This is a genomic window from Rosenbergiella sp. YN46, assembly GCF_036620675.1.
Lineage (GTDB): Bacteria > Pseudomonadota > Gammaproteobacteria > Enterobacterales > Enterobacteriaceae > Jejubacter.
On the sequence record NZ_JAZHEE010000004.1, the window covers coordinates 197,569 to 216,221 of the forward strand.

Annotated in this window: 16 protein-coding genes and 1 pseudogene; 12 read left to right on the top strand and 5 right to left on the bottom strand. The window is 56.8% G+C overall.

Annotated features, from left to right (window positions below; genetic code table 11):
* Window positions 1-70: 70 nt before the first annotated feature.
* From V3W49_RS05755 to parE, 4 genes are all read left to right on the top strand, one after another.
* Window positions 71-496 carry a DUF1249 family protein gene (locus tag V3W49_RS05755; protein ID WP_500144260.1) on the top strand — a complete coding sequence of 142 codons (426 nt, stop codon included), beginning with the start codon at window positions 71-73 and terminating at the stop codon, window positions 494-496.
* Window positions 497-681: 185 nt separating this feature from the next.
* Window positions 682-1,509 (top strand): 3',5'-cyclic-AMP phosphodiesterase, encoded by an 828-nt coding sequence (cpdA, locus tag V3W49_RS05760; RefSeq protein ID WP_500144261.1) that lies wholly within the window; start codon window positions 682-684, stop codon window positions 1,507-1,509.
* Window positions 1,509-2,084, top strand: coding sequence for an esterase YqiA (yqiA, locus tag V3W49_RS05765; RefSeq protein ID WP_500144263.1), 576 nt, complete (start codon window positions 1,509-1,511; stop codon window positions 2,082-2,084). Before cpdA ends, yqiA begins: the two co-directional genes overlap by 1 nt.
* Window positions 2,085-2,126: 42 nt before the next feature.
* A complete protein-coding gene (gene parE, locus V3W49_RS05770) occupies window positions 2,127-4,019 on the top strand; it encodes a DNA topoisomerase IV subunit B (protein ID WP_500144265.1) in 1,893 nt (630 codons plus the stop codon).
* A 163-nt stretch (window positions 4,020-4,182) separates the two neighbouring features.
* Here the strand turns inward: parE and V3W49_RS05775 are convergent, their stop codons facing one another.
* A complete protein-coding gene (locus V3W49_RS05775; protein WP_500144266.1) occupies window positions 4,183-4,497 on the bottom strand; it encodes a putative quinol monooxygenase in 315 nt (104 codons plus the stop codon).
* Between the two features lie 114 nt (window positions 4,498-4,611).
* The gene (locus V3W49_RS05780; protein ID WP_500144268.1) at window positions 4,612-5,193 is read right to left on the bottom strand and encodes an NAD(P)H-dependent oxidoreductase; all 582 of its coding nucleotides are present in this window, start codon (window positions 5,191-5,193) and stop codon (window positions 4,612-4,614) included.
* Between the two features lie 192 nt (window positions 5,194-5,385).
* Here V3W49_RS05780 and parC point away from each other — a divergent pair, with 192 nt between their 5' ends.
* The 7 genes and pseudogenes from parC (at window position 5,386) to V3W49_RS05815 (ending at window position 14,258) form a co-directional block, all read left to right on the top strand.
* Complete coding sequence (gene parC / locus V3W49_RS05785) at window positions 5,386-7,656, top strand: DNA topoisomerase IV subunit A (protein WP_500144270.1); 2,271 nt, start codon at window positions 5,386-5,388, stop codon at window positions 7,654-7,656.
* Between the two features lie 219 nt (window positions 7,657-7,875).
* Window positions 7,876-8,631 (top strand): 1-acylglycerol-3-phosphate O-acyltransferase, encoded by a 756-nt coding sequence (locus V3W49_RS05790; protein WP_500144272.1) that lies wholly within the window; start codon window positions 7,876-7,878, stop codon window positions 8,629-8,631.
* Between the two features lie 41 nt (window positions 8,632-8,672).
* Window positions 8,673-10,085 (top strand): cell division protein FtsP, encoded by a 1,413-nt coding sequence (ftsP, locus tag V3W49_RS05795; RefSeq protein ID WP_500144274.1) that lies wholly within the window; start codon window positions 8,673-8,675, stop codon window positions 10,083-10,085.
* A gap of 180 nt (window positions 10,086-10,265) precedes the next feature.
* Window positions 10,266-11,110: pseudogene (locus tag V3W49_RS05800) on the top strand (YPO3983 family protein).
* Window positions 11,094-11,576: a DUF943 family protein gene (locus V3W49_RS05805; protein WP_500144275.1), complete on the top strand. Its 483-nt coding sequence runs from the start codon at window positions 11,094-11,096 to the stop codon at window positions 11,574-11,576. Before V3W49_RS05800 ends, V3W49_RS05805 begins: the two are co-directional and overlap by 17 nt.
* A 125-nt stretch (window positions 11,577-11,701) precedes the next feature.
* Window positions 11,702-13,849, top strand: a complete 2,148-nt coding sequence (locus V3W49_RS05810) for a YgiQ family radical SAM protein (protein WP_500144276.1) — start codon at window positions 11,702-11,704, stop codon at window positions 13,847-13,849.
* Between the two features lie 16 nt (window positions 13,850-13,865).
* Window positions 13,866-14,258, top strand: a complete 393-nt coding sequence (locus tag V3W49_RS05815; RefSeq protein ID WP_500144277.1) for a barstar family protein — start codon at window positions 13,866-13,868, stop codon at window positions 14,256-14,258.
* Between the two features lie 196 nt (window positions 14,259-14,454).
* Here V3W49_RS05815 and dkgA read toward each other — a convergent pair whose 3' ends face one another.
* On the bottom strand, window positions 14,455-15,285 hold the full coding sequence (dkgA, locus tag V3W49_RS05820; RefSeq protein WP_500144279.1) for a 2,5-didehydrogluconate reductase DkgA: 831 nt from the start codon (window positions 15,283-15,285) through the stop codon (window positions 14,455-14,457).
* Window positions 15,286-15,625: 340 nt separating this feature from the next.
* Window positions 15,626-16,789: an alcohol dehydrogenase gene (gene yqhD / locus V3W49_RS05825; RefSeq protein ID WP_500144281.1), complete on the bottom strand. Its 1,164-nt coding sequence runs from the start codon at window positions 16,787-16,789 to the stop codon at window positions 15,626-15,628.
* A 173-nt stretch (window positions 16,790-16,962) separates the two neighbouring features.
* On the opposite strand from yqhD, the gene V3W49_RS05830 reads away from it, so the two are divergent.
* Window positions 16,963-17,907, top strand: coding sequence for an AraC family transcriptional regulator (locus V3W49_RS05830; RefSeq protein WP_500144282.1), 945 nt, complete (start codon window positions 16,963-16,965; stop codon window positions 17,905-17,907).
* Here the strand turns inward: V3W49_RS05830 and V3W49_RS05835 are convergent.
* Window positions 17,892-18,551, bottom strand: coding sequence for a DedA family protein (locus tag V3W49_RS05835; protein WP_500144283.1), 660 nt, complete (start codon window positions 18,549-18,551; stop codon window positions 17,892-17,894). The genes V3W49_RS05830 and V3W49_RS05835 overlap by 16 nt on opposite strands.
* Window positions 18,552-18,653: the final 102 nt, after the last annotated feature.

Genomic DNA, 18,653 nt, shown 5'->3' on the forward strand with positions numbered 1-18,653 from the left:
GCACCGTCCTCCCCCGTTGATAGCAGAAGGTTGGGCGATGCGGCTATACAAAAAGAGGTTACCCCCAGGTATGAAGCGCTATGTGCCTGATTTTCCCGAAATGATGAGGCTGAGTGAAACCAATTTCGCCCAGCTGCGGCGCCTGCTCCCGCGCCAGGACTCGCCTGGCGAGACCATTAGTTACCGGGTAAAGGATGCGCAATATCGGATAACGATTCTTGAATCTACCCGCTACACTACGCTGGTGGAAATCGATCAGACGTGGCCGGCGGTCAGCTACTGGAGCCTGCCATCGATGACGGTGCGGCTGTATCATGATGCGATGGTCGCGGAAGTGTGTTCAAGTCAGCAGATCTTCCGCTTTAAAGCGCGTTATGATTATCCTAATAACAGGTTGCACCAACGCGACGAAAAGCATCAGATTAATCAGTTCCTTGCTGACTGGCTGCGCTACTGTCTGGCGCATGGAGCGATGGAGATACCGGTGTTACCCTAATGTATTCGGGGGCTCTGGTATGGCGATGTGGTTAAGGTGAATCACAACCTTTATATGGGCGGCGCTTCGATACGCCGCCAGTGGCGCCCGGAAGGGCAAGTCCCGGGGATTGAGGACAGTGCCAACGAATATGCGGCCTGAAGTATGACGGGTATGTTAGCGTCGTGAAAGCTGAAGGACACCATTTGGAAAGCCAGTTAAATCTTCCTGTGGCCGGTGGGGCCAGCATCAGGATTTTACAAATTACCGATACTCACCTGTTTGCCGACAAGAGCGGCGCCCTTTTGGGGGTGAATACCTGGGCGAGTTATCAGGCGGTGGTCGCGGCGATTCGTGCCCGGCACAACCACTGGGATCTGATTGTTGCGACCGGCGATCTGGCGCAGGATCAGAGTGCCCAGGCGTACCAGCATTTCGCCGATGGGATAGCAGGGTTTTCAGTGCCCTGCGTCTGGCTGCCCGGTAATCACGATTTTCAGCCTGCGATGTACAGCGCTTTGCAGGAGGCGGGCATTTCGCCGGCCAAAGTGATCTACGCCGGTGAGGCCTGGCAGATCCTGCTGCTGGACAGCCAGGTGTTTGGCGTGCCCCACGGCGAACTCAGCGACTATCAGCTGGAATGGCTGGAACGCCAGCTCTCAAGGGCGCCTCTGCGCCATACCCTCTTGTTGCTGCATCACCATCCCATGCCGGCGGGCTGTAGCTGGCTCGATCAACATAGTCTGCGCAACTCGGCGGCGCTGGACGATGTCCTGGCACGCTGGCCGCGCGTCAGGACGCTGCTGTGCGGTCATATTCACCAGGAACTGGATCTTGACTGGAACGGTCGCCGACTGCTGGCGACGCCTTCCACCTGCGTGCAGTTCAAACCCCACTGCGCCAATTTTACCCTGGATACCATTCCGCCCGGCTGGCGCTGGCTGGAACTGGCGCCGGACGGTACAATCACCACCGAAGTCTGTCGTCTTGAGACCCAGGACTTCAGCCCGGATACCGAGTCGGAAGGCTACTGATGGCTAAGCTGCTTTATCTGCATGGCTTTAACAGTTCGCCGCGCTCCGCCAAGGCGATGGCGCTGTCGGCGTGGCTGGCGGAACATCATCCCGATATCGAGATGCTGGTGCCTGAATTGCCGCCTTACCCCGAAGAGGCGGCGCAGCTCATGGAAAGTCTGGTTCTGGCCCATGGAGGGGAAAATCTCGGCCTTGTCGGCTCTTCCCTTGGCGGTTACTACGCCACCTGGCTGTCCCAGTGCTTTATGTTGCCTGCCGTGGTGATCAACCCGGCGGTGCGTCCGTTCGAGCTGCTGACCAACTTTCTGGGGAATAACGAGAACCCGTGGACGGGGCAGCAATATGTGCTAGAGTCTCGCCATATTTACGATCTTAAAGTCATGCAGATCGACCCGCTTGAGGCGCCGGACCTCATCTGGCTGCTACAGCAGACCGATGATGAGGTTCTGGATTACCGCCAGGCCGTGGCATATTACGATGCCTGCCGTCAGAGCGTGGAAGAGGGCGGAAACCACGCTTTTGTGGGCTTTGAGCGCTATTTCACACAGATTGTCGATTTTCTGGGGCTCCGCTAAGGCCCGGAAAGCACGACGCTTGACTACCTGAACGAACAGATCATGACGCAATCCTATAACGCAGATGCCATTGAGGTACTGACCGGGCTTGAGCCTGTGCGCCGCCGCCCGGGCATGTACACCGATACCACCCGCCCTAACCATCTGGGCCAGGAAGTTATCGACAACAGCGTGGACGAAGCCCTGGCGGGCCACGCAAAGCGCGTGGAGGTTATCCTGCATGCGGACCAGTCGCTGGAAGTGATCGACGACGGGCGCGGCATGCCGGTAGATATTCACCCGGAAGAGGGGGTACCGGCCGTTGAGCTGATCCTCTGCCGACTGCACGCCGGGGGCAAATTTTCTAATAAGAACTACCAGTTTTCTGGCGGCCTGCACGGGGTCGGGATCTCGGTGGTTAACGCCCTGTCGAAACGGGTGGAAGTCACCGTGAAGCGCGACGCGCAGGTATGGCGAATTGCGTTTGAAAATGGTGATAAGGTGCAGGATCTGGAAGTGATCGGTACCTGCGGCAAGCGCAATACCGGCACCAGCGTCCACTTCTGGCCGGACGAACAGTTCTTTGACAGTCCGCGCTTTTCCGTATCGCGTCTGACGCATCTGCTGAAGGCCAAAGCGGTACTGTGCCCGGGCGTAGAGATCGTCTTTAAAGACGAGGTCAACCAGACCGAACAGCGTTGGTGCTACCAGGATGGTCTTAAGGATTACCTGTGCGAAGCGGTAAATGGCCTGATAGCCCTGCCGGAACAGCCCTTTATCGGTGACTTCCATGGTGAAACCGAAGCGGTGGACTGGGCGCTGCTCTGGCTGCCGGAAGGGGGGGAACTGCTGACGGAAAGTTACGTGAACCTTATCCCCACCATGCAGGGGGGAACCCACGTTAACGGGCTGCGTCAGGGGCTGCTGGACGCCATGCGCGAGTTCTGCGAATACCGCAACATCCTGCCGCGCGGCGTGAAGCTGACCGCGGAAGATATCTGGGAACGCTGCGCCTATGTGCTTTCGGTGAAGATGCAGGATCCGCAGTTCGCCGGCCAGACTAAAGAGCGCCTCTCTTCACGTCAGTGCGCGGCCTTTGTTTCCGGCGTGGTGAAAGACGCTTTCTCGCTGTGGCTCAATCAGAATGTGCAGGCTGCGGAACAGCTGGCCGAAATGGCGATCTCCAGCGCCCAGCGCCGCCTGCGCGCGGCCAAAAAGGTGGTGCGTAAGAAGCTGACCAGCGGCCCGGCGCTGCCCGGTAAGCTGGCGGACTGCACCGCTCAGGATCTGAGCCGTACCGAACTGTTCCTGGTGGAAGGGGACTCGGCGGGCGGTTCCGCCAAGCAGGCGCGCGATCGTGAATATCAGGCGATCATGCCGCTTAAGGGGAAGATCCTGAACACCTGGGAAGTCTCTTCCGACGAAGTACTGGCTTCTCAGGAGGTGCATGATATCTCGGTGGCTATTGGTATCGATCCCGATAGCGAGGACTTGAGCCAGCTGCGCTACGGCAAGGTTTGCATCCTGGCGGACGCCGACTCGGACGGTCTGCACATCGCCACGCTGCTGTGCGCGCTCTTTGTGCGCCACTTCCGCGCGCTGGTCAAAGGCGGTCACGTTTACGTGGCGATGCCGCCGCTCTACCGCATCGATCTGGGGAAAGAGGTTTACTACGCGCTGGATGAAGAAGAGAAAGCCGGTATCCTGGAGCAGCTTAAGCGTAAGCGCGGCAAGCCGGGCGTACAGCGCTTTAAAGGTCTGGGCGAAATGAACCCGATGCAACTGCGGGAAACCACCCTCGACCCCAATACCCGTCGTCTGGTGCAGCTGACCATCAGTGACGATGACGACGAGCGAACCCGTGCGGTCATGGATATGCTGTTGGCCAAGAAGCGCGCGGAAGATCGCCGCCACTGGCTGCAGGAAAAAGGTGATATGGCGGATATCGAGGTCTGATTTACGCCCCACGGCGCCGCCGCGGCGATGTGGGTAAATACAGCGCGTTGGTACGGGAATTTATCCACCTCAGAAGCCGTATGGCGATGAGGATATTTTCGGAATCAACCAGGAAGGGAAAAGCGATGCAGGGCATCGCTTTTTTTTTGTTACGAGGCTGGGTTTATACCCCCTCTTCGAGGATGCGAATGCGGGTTTCCAGCACGTCCTCTTTTACCTTTTCAGACCAGGCTTTCATGTGCGGCGTCTGCAAATGGGCCTGCAGGTGGGCAACGCTTTCCCACTTTTCCACCATGGTGATGGAATCCGGCACGCAGGTCTGAAAATCGACCTGGGCGTTATGATCCACCAGCGGCGCATAGCCGTGGCAGCCGTCCTCTTTCAGCACGGTCGGAATGATTTCTCTGAAGGCGTCCAGTACCGCCTGGCGATGGTGCTGGCCAGGGCGGGTGCGGATGTCGGCAATAACAGTTAGCATGTTTGATTAACTCCTTAACGCCTGCCTTGCAAAACAGGCTCTTATCCTGAATTCATCCTGCGTCAGGCCGTGCGATGACGTTCCTGCGACCCCGGAATGAATGCCGGGATACAGTTAAGCAAAAATTTCGCTCAGATGCTTGCGGTATTCTGCGATATAGCGCGGAACATCGGGCATTTTGATGACGTCATTGGCGATAAAGGTCGGCAGGCTCTCCATGCCCAGGAACTGATTGGCTTTGTGAAACGGCAGATAAACGCCATCCACGCCCACGCCGTGGAAGAACTGTGCTTCGTCGGTGAAGGCTTCCATCGGGGCGTTCCAGGTCAGGGACAGCATATAGCGGGTACCCTGCATCAGGCCACCGGAGCCATATTTCTTCGATGCGTCGGAGCGGGTGCGTCCATCGCTGGCGTACAGCGTGCCGTGACCTTCGGTGAACACGTCGTCCATATATTTTTTCACGGTCCATGGCGCGCCCATCCACCAGCCGGGCATCTGCCAGATAATCACGTCAGCCCACTGGAATTTTTCCACTTCGGCTTTAATATCGTAATCTGCATCGGCGCGGGTCACTTTTACCTCGTGGCCGGCGTCACGCAGAAAGCCTTCCGCCACTTCGGTCAGGGTATCGTTGAGCTGGCCGTTGGAATGGGCAAATTTTTTGCCGCCGTTGATGATAACAATGTTGCTCATAATTTGTTCCTGAACTGTTATGTTTGTAGCCAATCATATAGTGATACCCATCACAAAAAAATGGCTAAAATCTGCAAAGACTTTTGCTTTTAGGGCAATAATCTGGCTTCCTTGTGACCCCAGGCGTCAGATACTGTATTATCACCGCAACTGTCCCGCTTAACTCATGGAAAGCCAGTCTGAGGATTATTAATGAGCGATCTGACTCATGATGGCGCAGAGCGTCTCGCCCTGCATGAATTCACGGAAAACGCCTATCTGAACTACTCCATGTACGTCATCATGGACCGCGCGCTGCCGTTTATCGGCGATGGCCTTAAGCCCGTACAGCGCCGTATCGTCTATGCCATGTCGGAACTGGGGCTGAGCGCCAGCGCGAAATTTAAAAAGTCGGCGCGCACCGTGGGTGACGTGCTGGGTAAATATCATCCCCACGGCGATAGCGCCTGCTATGAAGCCATGGTGCTGATGGCGCAGCCTTTCTCCTATCGTTACCCGCTGGTGGACGGTCAGGGAAACTGGGGGGCGCCGGACGATCCCAAATCCTTTGCGGCGATGCGTTATACCGAATCGCGACTCTCTAAGTATGCGGAGGTGCTGCTGGGCGAACTGGGGCAGGGGACGGTGGATTTCGTGCCCAACTTCGACGGTACGATGCGTGAACCTGCGAGGCTACCGGCGCGCCTGCCCAATATTCTGCTGAACGGCACTACTGGCATTGCGGTGGGGATGGCGACCGATATCCCGCCCCACAACCTGAAAGAGGTGGCCCAGGCGGCCATTACGCTTATTGAGCAGCCGAAAACCACGCTCGACCAGCTGCTGGATATCATTCAGGGGCCGGATTATCCCACCGAGGCGGAGATTATCACCTCGCGTGCCGACATTCGCAAAATCTACCAGACCGGCCGCGGCTCGGTGCGAATGCGGGCGGTGTGGAGCAAAGAGGATGGCGCGGTCGTTATTAGCGCGCTGCCGCATCAGGTTTCCGGCGCCCGGGTGCTGGAGCAGATCGCCAGCCAGATGCGTGCCAAAAAGCTGCCGATGGTGGACGATCTGCGCGACGAATCCGATCACGAAAACCCGACCCGTCTGGTGATTGTGCCGCGCTCTAACCGCGTGGATATGGAACAGGTTATGAATCACCTGTTCGCCACTACCGATCTGGAAAAAAGCTACCGCGTTAACCTCAATATGATCGGGCTGGACGGGCGTCCGGCGGTGAAGAACCTGCATGAAATTCTGAGCGAATGGCTGGTCTACCGCCGCGATACCGTGCGTCGCCGTCTGAACTATCGTCTGGAGAAAGTGCTGAATCGCCTGCATATTCTGGAAGGCCTGTTGGTCGCCTTCCTGAATATCGATGAGGTGATTCACATCATCCGCAGCGAAGACGAGCCGAAGCCGGTGTTGATGTCGCGCTTTGCGCTCAGCGAAACCCAGGCCGAAGCGATTCTGGAACTGAAACTGCGCCACCTGGCGAAGCTCGAAGAGATGAAAATTCGCGGCGAGCAGAGCGAACTGGAAAAAGAGCGCGACCAGCTGCAGGCGATTCTGGGTTCCGAGCGCCGGATGAACACCCTGCTGAAAAAAGAGATTCAGGCCGATGCCGATGCCTTCGGCGACGATCGTCGTTCGCCGCTTCACGAGCGTGAAGAGGCGAAGGCGATGAGCGAGCACGACATGCTACCTTCCGAGCCGATCACCGTGGTGCTGTCAAAGATGGGCTGGGTGCGTAGCGCCAAAGGGCACGATATCGACCCCACGGGGCTGAACTATAAGGCCGGGGACGAATACCTGTCTTCGGCCCAGGGCAAGAGCAACCAGCCGGCGGTGTTTCTGGACTCTACCGGGCGCAGCTACGCGGTCGATCCCATCACGTTGCCATCGGCGCGCAGTCAGGGCGAACCGCTGACCGGTAAGGTCACACTGCCACCGGGCGCGGTGGTGGAGCAGGTATTGATGGCCGGAGACGACCAGAAGCTGCTGATGGCGTCGGACGCGGGCTATGGATTTGTCTGCACCTTCGGCGATCTGGTGGCGCGCAACCGTGCAGGTAAGGCGTTGATTACGCTGCCGGAAAACGCGCACGTCATGCCGCCGCTGGAGCTTATCGGCCAGGATGATATGCTGCTGGCGATCACCGCCGCCGGGCGTATGCTGATGTTCCCGGTCAGCGATCTGCCTGAGCTGTCACGCGGCAAGGGCAACAAGATTATCTCAATCCCCGCCGCCGACGCGGCGAAGGGAGCGGATCGTCTGGCGCACCTTCTGATTCTGCCGCCGCAGAGCGGGGTGACCATTCACGTCGGCAAACGTAAGCTGAAGCTGCGTCCGGAAGAGCTGCAGAAGGTGCGTGCCGAACGCGGCCGCCGTGGTACGCTGATGCGCGGTTTGCAGCGAATCGACAGCATTGAGGTGGATGCGCCTGCGGGTGGGCAAGATACCGGCGGCACGAAGTAGTTCGCGCGCGGTTGACTGTCGCGGGGAAGGTGTTGTTTCCCCGCGCAAATCCCGCTTACTATTTTTCCCGTCAGGGCCATTGTTTGTTAGCGTAATGCGCATAACAATAGTGGCTCCGGGAATCCCACTCTACGAACCTGGTTCTAACGCGCCATATATCACACGCCAGCCGGCATTCGCCGGTATGACTTGTTAGCGGCTGCGGTTTCAGAGGTTGTTATGCTATTTATTTTTCGCTTTATTATCGTCGTCGTTTACAGCATCCTGGTATGCATATTCGGTTCGATCTGGTGCCTGTTCAGCCCGCGTAACCCGCGCCATGTGGCGACTTTTGGTCATCTGTTTGCCCGGCTTTCCTGCGTTTTTGGCCTGAAAGTGGAAACCCGTAAACCCGAGGGCGCGGAAAACTACGGTAATGCTATCTATATCGCCAACCACCAGAATAACTACGATATGGTCACGGCCGCGTATATTGTACAGCCGCGGACGGTAACGGTAGGGAAAAAGAGCCTGGCCTGGATCCCGTTCTTCGGCCCGCTTTACTGGCTGACCGGCAACCTGCTTATCGATCGTAATAACCGGGCCAGGGCTCACAGCACCATTGCCGAGGTGGTGCGTCAGATCCATAAACGCGAAATTTCTGTCTGGATGTTTCCTGAAGGAACCCGCAGCCGGGGGCGCGGCCTGCTACCCTTTAAAACCGGTGCCTTCCATGCGGCCATTGCCGCAGGTGTCCCCATTATTCCCATCTGCGTTTCGAATACCAATGATAAAATTAAGCTTAATCGCTGGAATAACGGACTGGTTATCGTCGAAATGCTGCCGCCGGTGGATATCAGCCAGTACGGTAAAGACCAGGTACGTGAACTGTCCAGTCACTGCCGGGCGTTGATGCAGGAAAAGATCGACGAACTGAACAAAGAGGTTGCGGAGCGGGAGCGCGCCGCAACGGTGGAAAAGAAACAGGCGAATTAACTTTTACCGGATGATGTTGCCGGGGTTTATATGGAGCAAATATGTCACTCAGTCGGCGTCACTTTATTCAGGCATCCGGAATTGCACTGTGTGCAGGTGCGGTGCCACTGAGGGCACAAGCGGAAGGATCGCAGCCGCAACTGCCGGTTCCGCCGCTGCTGGAGTCCCGTCGCGGGCAACCGCTTTTCTTAACGATGCAGCGTACTCACTGGTCGTTCACCGGCGGGGGCAAGGTGCCGGTATGGGGGTTTAACGGCCGTTACATGGGGCCGACCGTTAGGGTCTGGAACGGCGACGACGTTAAGCTCATCTACAGTAATCGCCTGCAGGAAAACGTGGCGATGACGGTGAGCGGATTGCTGGTGCCCGGCCCCCTGATGGGCGGTGCGCCGCGTATGATGACCCCAAATGCCGACTGGGCGCCGGTGCTGCCGGTACGTCAGCAGGCGGCGACCCTCTGGTATCACGCCAATACGCCCAATCGCTCTGCGCGTCAGGTATATAACGGCCTGGCGGGGATGTGGCTGGTGGAAGACGAAGTCAGCAAATCATTACCCATTCCGAATCACTACGGGGTAGATGACTTCCCGGTGATTATTCAGGACAAACGGCTCGATAACTTCGGCGCGCCGGAATATAGCGAACCCGGCAGTGGCGGCTTCGTTGGCGATCGCCTGCTGGTGAACGGCGTGCAGGGCCCCTATGTGGAGGTTTCCCGCGGCTGGGTGCGCCTGCGTCTGTTGAACGCTTCCAACGCCCGGCGCTATCAGCTACAGCTCAGTGACGGTCGTCCGCTGCATGTGATCGCCGGCGATCAGGGCTTTTTACCGGCGCCGGTTCCGGTACGCCAGCTGTCGCTCGCCCCTGGCGAACGGCGTGAAGTGCTGGTGGATATGACCGATGGCGATGAAATTTCGCTGACCTGCGGAGAGTCGGCGGGCATTATGGATCGCATTCGCGGTTTCTTTGAGCCTTCGTCGATTCTGGTCTCCAGCCTGGTGCTGACGCTGCGCCCCACCGGGCTGCTACCGCTGGTGACCGACAATCTGCCGATGCGTCTGCTGCCGGACGAGATCCTCAACGGTGCGGCGGTGCGCAGCCGTGATATCGCGCTGGGTAGCTCCCCGGGCATTAACGGTCAACTGTGGGATATGAAGCGCATTGACATCACCACCCAGCAGGGCAGTTGGGAGCGCTGGACGGTTCGCGCCGACTCGCCCCAGGCTTTCCACGTGGAAGGGGCGCGCTTCCTGATTCAGGATGTGAACGGCGCGCTGCCGTTTGGCGAAGATCGCGGCTGGAAAGACACCGTGTGGGTGGATGGCCAGGTCGAACTGCTGGTCTATTTCGAACAGCCTTCCTGGCAGCACTTTCCGTTCCTCTATTCCAGCCAGACCCTGGAACTGGCGGACAGGGGCTCTATCGGTCAGATTCTGGCGAATCCGGCGCCCTGATGATGTGCTTATAGAGAGCAATCCCCGGCGTTGCCGTCGGGGAGGCTTTTAATATTTCCAGAAGTTTCCAGAATTCCGAATCTACCCTTTTCAGGCGGTACAACATTTACGCTTTCGCGGCCCTCCGTGTAATATTCTTTGGCAGTGGCGACATGGACAACGGCACAAGGAAAGGCGCAGATGGCCGCATTATCATTACCCTGTACAATATTCAGAACTCAAAAATGGATGGATGACTACAGCGCCTGTGATATGCGCAGCGGAGATCTGTCCGCCGCTCAGCTAAACATGCAGTTTCATCTGCTGGATATTTCCACAAGAGTGAACCCTTTCACATTGACGAAAATCACGCCGTTCAGTCAGCCGCATTCCCGGTTTCATGGCTCCCGCTGCGTGGGTGAAAAGGTCTCCCGGCAGGCGTGTGCTGCGATTCTGTTCGACGAATTCCGCCATTTATCCCGCCCTTTTGCCCTTTACGGCCCTTATAAGTCACTGATCGAAAAGATGATCATCCATATGCAGAAGGGAGATGGCCAACCCTTCAGGGATATGTCTTTAGACAGCGCGTTGAGAGAGCATATTTTGCGGGATAATACTAAAAATAGTACTCGCGTTCTGTTAGAAAAAGCCTTTGAAAGAAATATAGACTGGGAAAAAAAATCCCAATAGAAAATAAAAAGAAATTTAAAGAAGCTATATTGAATGGCAAATTACCAAAATTTGACCGGTTTCAGGATAATTTTAACGGGATGGGGATCTCTGTTCATGACACCTGGGCTACGCATATTACGTTAAAATCGCTACAGATTGATAATCATCGCTATCGTGCGATAGTGCACTATAAAGTTCAGGATCATTTTGGTCTGGATAGTCACGATATATTAAAGACTAAATTTAATCAGTTCCGCTTTTTCCGCATCTGGTTTGTACTACAACACTATAATCAATTTGGTTTTAAGCCTTTTATGACCAATATGGAAGCCAGTATTGAAATTACAGGAGAACGTAATGAAAGTGAGAAATAAAAAAGTGCTTTACGCATTCTGTCTGGTGGGGATGGCCCTGTGCGCTTACTTTTTTTGGCTTTCACTGCGTCCGGTGGAGATTGTGGCAGTTCATCACAGGAGCAGCGGTTTTAGCGATGTACTACTTAAAAATCCTCCTCTCACTGATAAGGGAAAGATAAACTGGTGGCTGAAAAACAAGGATATGTTAAAAGAAAAATATGATATTCCTGAACCAGATAAAGAGGGGTGGTTCTGGGTAACGTTTTGGTTATTTGGTGATGGGTATAAAGAAGAGGGAAAATATGACAGACTCTGTTTTCTTGATATGAAAATCCCTAAAAATTGCATTGAAAAAAATCCGGTCTTTTCTGTAGATAAAAGTAAAAATCTGGGCGTGATTTTTACCGTCTATGACGGTGACGATTACCGGTTAAAGAAAAATGGCGAGATCGTCAAATTTAAGCGCAATCTACAGTTCAGGTAATCACTGTGCTTGCGTATGAAGCATGCGTTTCCGGTACTGATGTTGGTAAAACCCCTGCCTTTAGCGCGGTATTGCGCGTATAATCCGCTCTCTTTTTGACGCTTTTTCACCGCCCGGAATACCCCATGCCCCGTACCACGCTGATCCAGCCCGAACGCCTGCTCTTCTCCTGGCCCCGCTATCGGGGAGACGACTTTACGCCAGCCCCCTTTATGCCGATGTCCCGGGCCGAGATGGATAAACTGGGCTGGGACAGCTGCGACATTATCATTGTCACCGGAGACGCCTACGTTGACCACCCGAGCTTCGGCATGGCGATCGTCGGGCGGATGCTGGAATCCCAGGGCTTCCGGGTGGGGATCATCGCCCAGCCGGACTGGCAGAGTAAGCGGGATTTCATGCGGCTTGGCAAACCGAATCTGTTCTTCGGCGTGACCGCCGGCAATATGGACTCGATGATCAACCGCTACACCGCGGATCGCAAACTGCGTAAGGACGACGCTTACACCCCGGGCAACGAAGGTGGCAAACGACCCGATCGCGCCACCCTGGTCTATACCCAGCGCTGTAAAGAGGCCTGGAGCGACGTGCCGGTGCTGCTGGGCGGTATCGAAGCCAGCCTGCGCCGTATCGCCCACTATGATTACTGGTCGGATAAAGTGCGGCGCTCGGTGCTGATTGACGCCAAGGCCGATATGCTGGTGTTCGGCAACGGCGAACGCCCGCTGGTGGAGGTGGCGCACCGCCTGGCGGCGGGGGAGTCCATTACCGATATCACCGACGTGCGTAATACCGCCTTTATTTGCAAGAGCGCGCTGCCGGGATGGACTGGCGTCGATTCCACCCGCCTTGATACGCCGGGGCGCATCGATCCCATTCCTCACCCCTACGGCGAGGATCTGCCCTGCGCCGATGGGGCACCGTCGGTGCCCGTAAATGAGACGCTGCCGGTGACGGTGCAGCCGCCGCGCCCTAAGCCCTGGGATCGCACCTATGTGCTGCTGCCTTCATTCGAAAAGGTGCAAAACGATAAGGTGTTATACGCTCATGCCTCGCGCATTCTGCACCATGAAACTAACCCTGGCTGCGCCAGGGCGCTGATGCAGAAACACGGCGATCGCTATATCTGGCTGAATCCGCCGGCTATACCGCTGACTACGGAAGAGATGGACGGCGTTTTCGGTCTACCGTATCGGCGAGTACCGCACCCTGCCTATGGTCGCAGGCGGATCCCGGCTTACGATATGATCCGTTTTTCGATCAATATCATGCGCGGCTGCTTCGGCGGCTGTTCGTTTTGTTCGATAACCGAACATGAAGGGCGGATTATTCAGAGCCGATCCGAAGATTCGATAATCCATGAGATCGAAGCGATTCGCGACAGCGTGCCGGGCTTTACCGGTGTGATTTCCGATCTGGGGGGCCCGACGGCCAATATGTATATGCTGGGCTGTAAGTCTCCGCGCGCCGAGCAGACCTGCCGTCGCCTCTCTTGCGTCTACCCGGATATCTGCCCGCATATGGATACCGATCATCAGCCGACTATCGATTTATACCGCCGGGCCAGGGCGCTTAAAGGCGTCAGGAAGATCCTGATCGCATCCGGAGTGCGTTACGATCTGGCGGTGGAGGATCCGCGCTATATTAAAGAACTGGTCACTCACCACGTGGGCGGTTATTTGAAGATCGCGCCGGAGCATACCGAAGCGGGGCCGCTGTCGAAGATGATGAAGCCGGGTATGGGCAGCTATCATCGCTTCCGCGAGCTGTTTGACAAATATTCGCGCGAGGCGGGAAAAGAGCAGTATCTGATCCCCTATTTTATTTCGGCTCACCCCGGCACCCGGGACGAAGATATGGTGAACCTGGCGCTGTGGCTGAAGGAGCATCGCTTCCGCCTGGATCAGGTACAGAACTTCTATCCGTCGCCGCTGGCCAATGCCACCACCATGTACCACACCGGTAAGAACCCCCTGGCCAAAGTGGATTACAAAAGCGAGGTGGTGGCGGTACCGCGCGGCGATCGTCAGCGTCGCCTGCACAAGGCGCTGCTGCGCTATCACGATCCCGCTAACTGGGCGCTGATTCGCAGCGCGCTGGAAGCGATGGGTAAAAAGCATCTGATTGGCGCGCGACCGGGTTGCCTGGTGCCGGCACCTACGGTGGATGAAGCGCGCAACGCGCGGCGTAAGACGCCGCGCGGTCAGGCGGCGTTGACTCGCCATACGCCGATGAACAAACAGCAGCGCAGGCCGAAGCCGCGCGCCCGCTAATCCGTCAGGAGGCCGAATGAGTAAGACGCTGACCCTGGAAGGCAGTCGGATCCACGATATCGGCAGCTTTTACGATCGGATTAACGATCTGTTTATGGCGGACGAAAGCTGGCGGCTCGGGCCGAGTCTGGATGCGCTGAACGACCTGCTGTACGGCGGTTTCGGCGCGCTGAAAAGCAACGAGCCGCTAACGCTGATATGGCGGGATATGGCGCATAGCAGGGCGGCGCTGGGGCGTGACGCCACCCGCCGTTACTATCAGGATAAACTGGCCCAGCCGCAGCGTTATAATCAGGCGCGCATCCGGCAGGATCTGGCGGCGCTGGAGCGCGGCGAAGGCCCAACCTACTTTGATATTATCCTGGAAATTATCGGGAGCCATCCCAACATCACGCTGGTTGCGGCCTGAGTGGTAAAAAGCCCGACCGGAGGCCGGGCTGTGATTGATGACAAACCTGGGTCGAACGTGTTCGGCCAGAATCACCAGAAAAATAAACAAGGAAAATCAATTCATTGATTTTCGACTGATAACCGCACAGAGGGAAAACCACGTTTTTTCCTCTATGACATCAACATGAGCCCGGCCAGAGGCCGGGCTGTGAGGGTTACTGGGCGCTAAAGGTATCGGGATCCGGCCCCAGACGTTTACCGCTATCGAGCTGTGCGATATCGCCCAGTTCGTCTTTATCCAGCCGGAAGTCCCAGACATCGAAGTTGTCAGCGATACGCGATGGCGTGACCGATTTGGGAATCACCACCAGCCCGTTGTCCAGGTGCCAGCGAATCACGATCTGCGCCGGCGATTTTCCATATTTTTTCGCCAGATCGACAATCACTTTTTTGTCGAAGACCCCTTCGCCGCCCTGAGCCAGCGGGCTCCAGGATTCGGTCTGAATATTATGCGTCGCGTTCCAGGCATGGAGTTCGCGCTGCTGGAGCAGGGGATGTAGCTCAATCTGGTTGATAACCGGCAGCGTTCCGGTCTCCTCTTTCAGTCGCTGCAGATGCGGGATATTAAAGTTGCAGACGCCAATGCTTTTCACCAGGCCCTGTTTTTGCAGGTCGATCATGCCTTCCCAGGCGCTGACGTAATGATCCTTTGCAGGAACCGGCCAGTGCATAAGGTACAGATCGAGGTAGTCGAGCTGTAGCTTTTCCAGACTCGTCTCCAGAGCCTGTTGAGGATGCTGCTGGTCGGCGTTCCACAGTTTGGTGGTGATGAACAGCTCATCACGTGCGACGCCAGCGCTCTTCAGGGCTTGTCCCACGCCTTCCTCGTTGTGATAGGCGGTGGCGGTATCAATGGAGCGATAGCCGACCTCCAGCGCCTTATGTATGGCCGTGATTACCTCGTCGTGGCTCGCTTTCCATACGCCGAGCCCCAACTGCGGCATCAGATTCCCGTCCTTTAATTTGATTAGGGTTGGATTTGCCATCTGTTCCTCCTGTAAGCATCGGAGCCGGAAGGTGTCCGGCGGCAGGGGATCCCCTCACCCCGGCCCTCTCCCAAAGGGAGAGGGGGAAAACCAGCGAGTTCCCACTCCCCACAAGGGGGGGGGAGAAAACTACCAGTTCCTTCTCCCCACAAAGGAGAGGAGAAAACTACCAGTTCCTTCTCTCCATAAGGGAGAGGAGAAAACTACCAGTTCCTTCTCCCTACAAGGGAGAGGAGAAAACTACCAGTTCCCTCTCCCCTCTGGGGAGAGGGTTAGGGTGAGGGGAAACATACCTGCCTGATTATTAATTCTGGACCAAATACCCGAAAACGAAAGTGCCTTAACGGGCCGCTTCGTAGATACGGCGGCTGACGTCCAGAGTGATATCGCCATGTTCGCCAAGCTGGGTCATGCCGTGTTCTTCCAGCTTCGCCAGCAGCGCTGGAATGCTGCTGCCATCCAGACCGTAGTCGCTCATCCGGGTCGCAACCCCCATCCGCTCGAAGAAATTGCGGGTAGCGGCGATAGCGGCGTCGATGCGCTGTTCGTCGTCACCATCAGAGATATTCCAGACCCGCTGCGCATACTGCAGCAGTTTATCGTGTTTGCTGTCGCGTTTTTCATTCAGCAGCGACGGCAGGACAATAGCCAGAGTCTGGGCGTGATCCAGACCGTGCATGGCGGTCAGCTCGTGACCCAGCATATGGGTGGCCCAGTCCTGGGGAACCCCGGCGCCGATCAGTCCATTCAGCGCCATGGTGGCGCCCCACATCAGGTTGGCGCGCACGTCATAGTTTTCCGGTTCGGCCAGCGCACGTGGGCCTTCTTCGATCAGAGTCTGCAAAATGCCTTCGGCGAAACGGTCCTGGATTTTGGCGTTCACGGGCCAGGTCAGATACTGCTCTATAGTGTGAACGAAAGCGTCCACCACCCCGTTGGCCACCTGGCGCGGCGGCAGGGTATAAGTGTAGACCGGATCGAGCACGGCGAAGCGTGGCTGGACGTGCGGCGACTTAAAGGCCCGCTTATCGCCGGTCGCACGTCGGGAAATCACTGCGCCCTGGTTGGATTCCGAACCGGTAGCCGGCAGCGTCAGCACCGAACCCAGCGCGATAGCGCTATGGATCTCGCTGCCGTAGTTTTCCAGAATCTGCCACGGATCGACCCCTTCAGGGTAGCGGGCCGCGGCGGCGATAAATTTGGTGCCGTCCAGTACCGAACCGCCGCCGACCGCCAGCAGGAAGTCGATATTCTGCTGACGTACCTGCTCCACGGCCTTCATCAGAGTCTCGTAGGCGGGATTAGGTTCGATACCGCTAAATTCATGGACTTCCAGGCCTTTCAGCGCATCGTACACCTGGTCGAGTACGCCATTTTTCTTAACGCTGCCGCCACCGTAAGTAATTAGCACCCGGGCGTCGGCCGGGATTTGTTCGCGCAGGTCGGCAATAGCGCCTTTGCCGAACAGAATGCGGGTCGGAGTATGAAGATCGAAATTATTCATGGTGAATTCCCGTCTGGTTCAAAAAAGTATGGCGTTATTTTGCGGCTCCGGCGGCCTTCGCCTCAATGCTCATTTCTGCCTTTGTCTTGCCTGTTTCTCCAGGAATGTAGAGAAAGCACCAGATTTTATGCACAATGTCAGTCGAGCGAGAATCGCGGGAAGGGGGCAGTGAAATGGCGCATACGGCAATCTGTCAACAGCTGGCAGAAAGAATTAATATTTTGAAAAACAATGAAAAAATATCGGAGGATAGCGTGCCGGGATTATCGCTGATGTACGGTACCGCACCGCATCCCCGGGCGCCTGTTGTATACCAGCCGGGTATCATTTTTCTCTTTTCCGGGCATAAAACAGGCTATCTTAATGGTCGGGTTTTTCAGTACAGCGCCAGCGACTACCTGCTGCTGACGGTGCCGCTGCCGTTCGAATGCGAGACCCTCGCTACCCCGGAACAGCCCCTGGCGGGAATGCGCATTAATGTAGATATCGCACAGCTCCAGGAATTGCTGATCGAAATTGGCGAAGATCCCGCTTTTCAGCCGCAGCCGGTGGTCAGCGGCATTAACCCCACGCCGCTGACCGAAGATATACTCTGTGCCGCGGAACGGCTGCTGGACGTGCTGGAAAACCCGCTACAGGCCCGGGTACTGGGGCGTCAGATTATCCGTGAAATCCTGTTCTATGTACTGACTGGCCCCAGCGGAGGCGCGTTTATTCAGCTTTCCAGCCGTCAGAGCCATTTCAACCTGATCGGTCGGGTGCTACGGCGCATAGAGACTCGCTATATGGAAAGCCTCAGCGTCGATCAGATGGCGGCGGAGGCCAATATGAGCGTTTCGGCGTTCCACCACAACTTTAAGGCGGTGACCAGTACTTCACCGCTTCAGTATCTGAAGAGCTGGCGGTTGCATAAGGCGCGAATGCTGATGTTGCACGATGGCGTAAAGGCCAGCGCGGCGGCGATGCAGGTGGGGTATGAAAGCCCTTCCCAGTTTAGTCGTGAATTTAAGCGTTATTTCGGTGCCACGCCGCAGCGGGAAGTGGAGAAAATGCGGAGCATGCCGCCGCTGCCGGAAGGCGAAGCGACGGCGCGCAGAGGGAATCAGGAGCGGGCGTAGCGTTTTTTCAGAATTACCGCCAACGCGCTGACCAGCCCGGCGACCAGCAGGACTACCGGCAACACCATCAGGAAGGTCATCACCTGTTCTTCATGGTGCTGTACGAAGGGCACCAGGCCCAGCGCATAGCCGAAACTGGTGACCACCACCACCCACAGCAGCCCGCTCAGCCAGTTAAAGAGCTGGAAACGGCGGTTCGACAGGCCGGAAAGCCCCGCCAGGGTCGGCAGCAGGGTGCGAACGAAAGCCAGAAAGCGGCCCGCCAGCAGCGCCAGCAGCCCGTGACGGTCAAACATTCGGGTGGCGCGCTGATGGTAATGCAGAGGCAACTGCTCCAGCCAGCCCTGAACGATGCGGGTATTGCCCAGCCAGCGCCCCTGGAGGTAGCTCAGCCAGCAGCCCAGGCTGGCGGCGATGGTCAGTAACAGAATCGTGGGGACGAACCCCATCACGCCCCGGCTAATCAGGGCTCCCGCCAGAATCAGCAGGCTATCGCCCGGCAGGAAAGAGGCGGGCAGCAGACCGTTTTCCAGAAACAGCGTGACGAACATGACGAAATAAACGAAGCCCACCACGTGGGGATCCGCAAGCGCGGTAAAGTCATGTTGCCAGAGCGCGGCGACGATATTCTCTATAACGGTCATGGGTGTTCCTGTGGAAAGAGCGAACTGCGTGTCGGGGGCTATTGTAACCGGAAAAATCCCAGGAGCGGTGGCCCTGGGGCAATAAAATGCAGAAACTTTGAC

What these genes read in the sequence shown, in the direction of transcription:
- V3W49_RS05815 (WP_500144277.1), top strand. Translation starts at nt 13,866, where the DNA reads ATGAGTAAGACGCTGACCCTGGAAGGCAGTCGGATCCACGATATCGGC.
- V3W49_RS05810 (WP_500144276.1), top strand. Translation starts at nt 11,702, where the DNA reads ATGCCCCGTACCACGCTGATCCAGCCCGAACGCCTGCTCTTCTCCTGG.
- dkgA (WP_500144279.1), bottom strand. Translation starts at nt 15,285, where the DNA reads ATGGCAAATCCAACCCTAATCAAATTAAAGGACGGGAATCTGATGCCG.
- V3W49_RS05805 (WP_500144275.1), top strand. Translation starts at nt 11,094, where the DNA reads ATGAAAGTGAGAAATAAAAAAGTGCTTTACGCATTCTGTCTGGTGGGG.
- yqiA (WP_500144263.1), top strand. Translation starts at nt 1,509, where the DNA reads ATGGCTAAGCTGCTTTATCTGCATGGCTTTAACAGTTCGCCGCGCTCC.
- yqhD (WP_500144281.1), bottom strand. Translation starts at nt 16,789, where the DNA reads ATGAATAATTTCGATCTTCATACTCCGACCCGCATTCTGTTCGGCAAA.
- V3W49_RS05780 (WP_500144268.1), bottom strand. Translation starts at nt 5,193, where the DNA reads ATGAGCAACATTGTTATCATCAACGGCGGCAAAAAATTTGCCCATTCC.
- V3W49_RS05775 (WP_500144266.1), bottom strand. Translation starts at nt 4,497, where the DNA reads ATGCTAACTGTTATTGCCGACATCCGCACCCGCCCTGGCCAGCACCAT.
- ftsP (WP_500144274.1), top strand. Translation starts at nt 8,673, where the DNA reads ATGTCACTCAGTCGGCGTCACTTTATTCAGGCATCCGGAATTGCACTG.
- V3W49_RS05835 (WP_500144283.1), bottom strand. Translation starts at nt 18,551, where the DNA reads ATGACCGTTATAGAGAATATCGTCGCCGCGCTCTGGCAACATGACTTT.
- parE (WP_500144265.1), top strand. Translation starts at nt 2,127, where the DNA reads ATGACGCAATCCTATAACGCAGATGCCATTGAGGTACTGACCGGGCTT.
- parC (WP_500144270.1), top strand. Translation starts at nt 5,386, where the DNA reads ATGAGCGATCTGACTCATGATGGCGCAGAGCGTCTCGCCCTGCATGAA.
- V3W49_RS05830 (WP_500144282.1), top strand. Translation starts at nt 16,963, where the DNA reads ATGGCGCATACGGCAATCTGTCAACAGCTGGCAGAAAGAATTAATATT.
- V3W49_RS05790 (WP_500144272.1), top strand. Translation starts at nt 7,876, where the DNA reads ATGCTATTTATTTTTCGCTTTATTATCGTCGTCGTTTACAGCATCCTG.
- V3W49_RS05755 (WP_500144260.1), top strand. Translation starts at nt 71, where the DNA reads ATGAAGCGCTATGTGCCTGATTTTCCCGAAATGATGAGGCTGAGTGAA.